Raw genomic sequence first — 4,902 nt, 5'->3', positions numbered from 1 at the left:
TTCGGTGAACCAGACCGGCCCGCCCTCGGTCATGTAGAAATGATCTTCCAGGCGGACGCCGAACCGGCCGGGAATGACCAGCATCGGCTCGTTCGAGAAACACATGCCGGGCGCCAACGGCGTGGCGTCGCCGCGCACCAGGTTCGGCGCCTCGTGGATGTCCAGGCCGATGCCGTGGCCGGTGCGGTGCGGCAGGCCCGGCAGACGGTAGTCAGGGCCATAGCCGAGGCCGGTCAGATAGCCCCGCGCGGCGTCATCGACGCTGTGACACGGCGCGCCGATACGGGCGGCGGCGAAGGCGCGAGCCTGGGCCTCCTTCTCGTGCATCCAGACGCGGCGGAAGTCATCCGTCGGTTCGCCGAAGACATAGGTGCGGGTGATGTCCGAGTGATAGCCGTCGACCAGAGTGCCGGTGTCAATCAGCACCACATCGTCGGCCTGCAGAGCGCGGTCCCCCTCGCCGCCGTGGGGCAGGCAGGTGTCGTCGCCGAACGAGACCAGGCAGAACCACGACCCGCCCTCTCCGCCCAGGGCGCGGTGTTCGGCGTCGATGAAGGCCATGACTTCAGACGTGCGGACCCCTGCCTTCAGCCAGCGGCGGGTGCGGCGCTGGACCTCCAGCGTGATGGTTTTGGCGCGTATCAGCAACGCGATCTCGGCGGGCGACTTCAGGCTGCGCTGGGCCAGGATCAGCGGCGCGCCGTCGATGACGCGATCCGCGCCGAGCGCTCGGCTGAGGCCCAGCCAAATGAAGGTCGCCGCCTGATCGTCGACCGCCAGGACGCCGCCTTCCGGCAAACGCCCCGCCGTCAGGACGTAGGGGCTTTCCTCCTCCTCCCAGGTCAGGATGTCGCCGGCGATGGCGTTCGACGCCGCCGTCAATCCCGCGACCTTATCCAGCTCGAACCCGGGGCAGACGTACTCCACCCGACCGTCGGCGTGGATCAAGGCCCCGGTCAGTCGTTCAGAAGGATGCCAGTCCAAGCCCGTATAATAGCGCAGCGAGGTGGTCGGGCCGAGCAGCAAGGCGGCCGTCCCCTCCGCCTTCAGCCGTGCAGCCAAAGCCTGAATGCGAGCACGCCGCTCGGCAGCGTTGATGGGAGCGGCAGCGGGGGGAAGAAACGTCATGAGATCAACGTATACGGTATATGATTTATGACTCTGCTTCTTTCATGGCTTGGAGCCTCGAGCAAGAGCCGCAAGGTTAGCAATAGCCCTGTCGCCTCGACAGGCGCGCGCCCCCGGAAAACGCGCCCTTGCGCGTGACTATGACCCGTTCGGCGAGCAGCCTCAGGGCGTGACGATATGGCGCAAAAACGCCCTTTCGGACGAACCTTATAACAGATTGCCTTCAACTCGGCCCTTTCCTACCTAGGCGGCCATGCCTCGGTCGATGATGACATTGGCGAACCTCTTCGCGGCCTTGATGCTGGTCATCGCCGTATTTGTGGTTGCGCCTGCGGCGGATGCGGCGACCTGCGCGCCCGACGCCGCGATCGCGCATCAGGCCATGGACATCGCCCACGGCGAGAATGGGGAACACGCCCAGGACGGATCCAAGGGCGATCACGACCGCATGGGCGGCGAGATTCACGGCCACTGCCATCACCCCGGCGAGCGCCCGTCCAGCGGCGATTTCAACATCGCCAGGCCCCAGGTCCAGGCCAGCCGCTACATCCTGCGCGACGACAGCACCGTGTCGTTCGCCTCCGACGGACTGAAGCGCCCTCCCAGAAGCTGATCGGAAGTCTGCGCCCTCGCGCGCCCTTCTTCTGATCATCTCTGGAAATCAAACATGTCTCCGAAACATCGTCGTCGGCCGCGTCTGGCGGTCGGCTGCGCGCTCGCCGTGGTCGCCGTTTTCGGCGCCGCCCCGGCGTGGGCTGATCCCGCGCCCTCCTATGGCGAACTGCTCGCCCAACTGGGCCGAACGCCCGCCGCCGTCGAAGCCGACGCCCTCAGCGACGCCGCCGAAGCGCGCGTCCGTCAGGCGCGCGTTCGGCCTAATCCCAACCTGTCCATCAACCTTGAGAACGTCGTCGGGTCCGGCCCCTATTCCGGTCTCAGCGCAGGCGACCTCAGCCTGGCGTTCAGCCAGGATCTGGAGCTGTGGGGCCGCCGTCCCGCAAGAGTGAACGCCGCCCGCGCCGACGCGGGCGCGGCGGCGTTGCGCCGCGACCTGACCGTGGTCGAAACGGCCGCGCGGATGGCCCTGGCCTATGCCGAGGCCGAGGCCGCCCAGCGCCGCGCCGCCCTTGCCGAGGAAGCGCTGACACTGGCCGTGGCTGACGCCCGCGCGGCCCTGGCCCTGGTCGAGGAAGGGCGCGAGCCCCTGCTGCGCGGCATTCAGGCGGAAACCGAGGCCGCCGCCGCCCGCGCCAGCCTCGACGAAGCCAAGGCCGAGCGCGACGCCGCCTTCGCCCGTCTGAGCGCCGTCGCCATGCTGCCGACGCCCGCCACCTCGATCGAGGCCGGGCTGCTGGACGCGCCGACAACGCCCTCCGCCCGATCCGAACACGAGGCGCCGACGGTGCGGGCAGCCGAGGCCGCGGCCACAGCGGCCGAGCGCCGCATCGACGTCGAGCGCATCAACGGCCGTCCTGACGTCACCGCCAGCGTCGGCGTGACCCGCTTCGGCGAGAACGATGAGACGGCCATGACCTTCGGCCTCAGCCTGCCCTTGCCGCTGTTCGACCGAAACCGGGGCAACATCGATGCCGCGCGCGCCGAACACCGGGCCGCCGAGGCGCGCGTCATGCAGGCGCGTCAGGACGCCAGAGCCGACCGGGCCGCCGCTGGAGCGCGCCTGGCCTCTTCGGCCAGCCGGGTATCAGCCGCCGACGCGGGCGTGACCGCCTCCGAGGAGGCCTATCGCCTGTCGCGCATCGGCGCCGAGGCCGGGCGCATCTCGCAACTGGAGCTGCGCACCGGACGCGCCGCCCTGATCAACGCCCGATCCGCAGCCGTCGACGCCCGTATGGCGCGCGTCCGCGCCGAGATCGATCTGGCGCGCCTGGAAGGCCGCGCCCCCTTTGAAGGAAGCCGCTGATGCGCAAGCTGTCGTCAAACAAGAAGGTCAACATCGCCGCGGCCGCCGCCGTGCTGCTTCTCGGAGGAAGCGCGCTCTATCTGGGCGGCTTCCGGTCGGACCCGTCGCCCGCCCCCGAGGCGACGAAGACCGAGACGAAGGGCGAAGCCGCCGAGGCGCCCGAGGGCTTGGTCGAACTGACCGCCGAACAGCTTCAAGCGGCCGGAATCTCGGTCGTCGCCGTCTCGCGCGGGGGAGGCGGCGAGACGCGCCTGTCCGGCCGGGTGGAGGCCATGGTCGACGCGCGCGCCACCGTCGGCGCCGTGGTCGGCGGCACGGTCGAGCGTGTGCTGGTCGCGCCGGGTCAGGCGGTCCGCGCGGGCCAGCCGCTGGTCAGCCTGATCAGCGGCGACGGCGCCGCCCTCAGGGCCGAGATCGACGCGGCCTCGGCCGCCGCGACCGCCGCGCGTCAAGCGCACCAGCGCAACCGCAACCTGGCCGATCAGGGCGTCGTCGCCCGCCAGGAAGTCGAGGCCTCGCAGGCTCAGGCCGCCAGCGCCGAGGCCCTGGCCCGCGCCGCGCGGGCGCGGGCGGCGGCGGCCGGGTCGCCCAACGCCTCGGGCCGGATGAGCGTGGTCAGCCCCATCTCAGGCGTCGTGACCAATGTTCAGGTCGGCCCCGGCGGCTTCGTCGCCCAAGGCGCGGTGGTGGCCGAAGTGACCAATCCGGCGCGGGTCGAGCTGGTCTTCAACGCCCCGCCGTATCTGGCGGCCCAGGTGCGCCTCGGCTCGCACGTACGCGTCACCGGTCCGCAGGGCGAGTTCAACGCCCTGGTCACGGGCGTCGCCGCCGACGCCGGTCTGCAGGACAGCGGCGCCACCGTGATCCGCGCTCGGCCCGAAGGCGGCCGCCTGCCGCCCGCCGGATCGCCCGTCACCGGCGCGGTCGTCACCGAAGGCCAGACCGGCGGAGCCCTGACCGTGCCGTCCGAGGCGGTGCAGACCGTCGACGGCGCCACGGTGGTCTTTGTCCAGGCGGACGGCGGCTTCCGCGCCCAGCCCGTGCTGGCGGGGCGTCAGGCCGGGGGCTCCACCGAGATCCTGCGCGGCCTGGCCGGGAGCGAGAAAGTCGCCTCGACCAACGCCTTTCTGCTCAAGGCCGAACTGGCCAAGGGCGAAGCCGAGCACGGCCACTAAGGGAGGGCGATCATGTTCAAAGCGATCATCGAGGCGTCCGTCCGCTTCCGCTGGTTCATCGTCCTGGCCACGACCCTGGTCGCGGCGTGGGGATTGTTCCAGCTGACCAAGCTGCCGATCGACGCCGTGCCGGACATCACCAACCGCCAGGTGCAGATCAACACCGTGGCCCCGGCCCTGGCCCCCGAACAGATGGAGCGTCAGGTCACATACCCGCTGGAAACGGCCATGGCGGGCATTCCGGGAATCCAGAGCACCCGTTCCCTGACCCGCAACGGTTTCAGCCAGGTGACGGTCATCTTCAGCGACGCCACCGACATCTATTTCGCCCGCCAGCAGGTGGCCGAGCGGATGGCCCAGGCGCGCGAGAACCTGCCTGAGGGCGTCGAACCGGCCCTGTCGCCCATCACCACCGGCCTGGGCGAAGTCCTGATGTGGACGGTCGACCTCAAGCCCTTCGACTCCAAGACAGCGCGCGCGGGCCGCCCCGGCTGGCAACCCGACGGCGCCTATCTGACGCCCGAGGGCGAGCGGCTGGACACGCCGCAGGCGCGGGCCACCTATCTGCGCACCGTGCAGGACTGGATCATCGCGCCGCGCATGCGCACGGCCAAGGGCCTGGCGGGCGTGGACGTCAACGGCGGGTATGTGAAGGAATACGCTGTCCGTCCTGACCCC

5 protein-coding genes are annotated in these 4,902 nt (G+C 70.4%); 4 read left to right on the top strand and 1 reads right to left on the bottom strand.

The window, feature by feature from the left end; all coding sequences use genetic code 11:
• On the bottom strand, positions 1-1,128 hold a 1,128-nt coding region (locus ACU5AP_RS15950; protein WP_446681519.1), incomplete at its 3' end, for a M24 family metallopeptidase.
• Positions 1,129-1,402: 274 nt separating this feature from the next.
• On the opposite strand from ACU5AP_RS15950, the gene ACU5AP_RS15945 reads away from it, so the two are divergent.
• The 4 genes from ACU5AP_RS15945 to ACU5AP_RS15930 all read left to right on the top strand — a co-directional run.
• Positions 1,403-1,741: a hypothetical protein gene (locus ACU5AP_RS15945; protein WP_197733830.1), complete on the top strand. Its 339-nt coding sequence runs from the start codon at positions 1,403-1,405 to the stop codon at positions 1,739-1,741.
• 54 nt (positions 1,742-1,795) lie between these two features.
• The gene (locus ACU5AP_RS15940) at positions 1,796-3,049 is read left to right on the top strand and encodes a TolC family protein (RefSeq protein ID WP_128719758.1); all 1,254 of its coding nucleotides are present in this window, start codon (positions 1,796-1,798) and stop codon (positions 3,047-3,049) included.
• A complete protein-coding gene (locus ACU5AP_RS15935) occupies positions 3,049-4,224 on the top strand; it encodes an efflux RND transporter periplasmic adaptor subunit (protein WP_128719757.1) in 1,176 nt (391 codons plus the stop codon). Before ACU5AP_RS15940 ends, ACU5AP_RS15935 begins: the two co-directional genes overlap by 1 nt.
• A gap of 12 nt (positions 4,225-4,236) precedes the next feature.
• On the top strand, positions 4,237-4,902 hold a 666-nt coding region (locus ACU5AP_RS15930; RefSeq protein WP_446681518.1), incomplete at its 3' end, for an efflux RND transporter permease subunit.

The sequence above is a fragment of the Brevundimonas sp. RM1 genome (assembly GCF_052907225.1).
The sequence above is the reverse complement of the archived record's forward strand: the minus strand, read 5'-3'. Positions and strand labels throughout refer to the sequence as shown.

Bases quoted from the DNA above. Each gene is read 5' to 3' on its own strand.
- ACU5AP_RS15940 (WP_128719758.1), top strand. From the start codon at position 1,796: ATGTCTCCGAAACATCGTCGTCGGCCGCGTCTGGCGGTCGGCTGCGCG.
- ACU5AP_RS15935 (WP_128719757.1), top strand. From the start codon at position 3,049: ATGCGCAAGCTGTCGTCAAACAAGAAGGTCAACATCGCCGCGGCCGCC.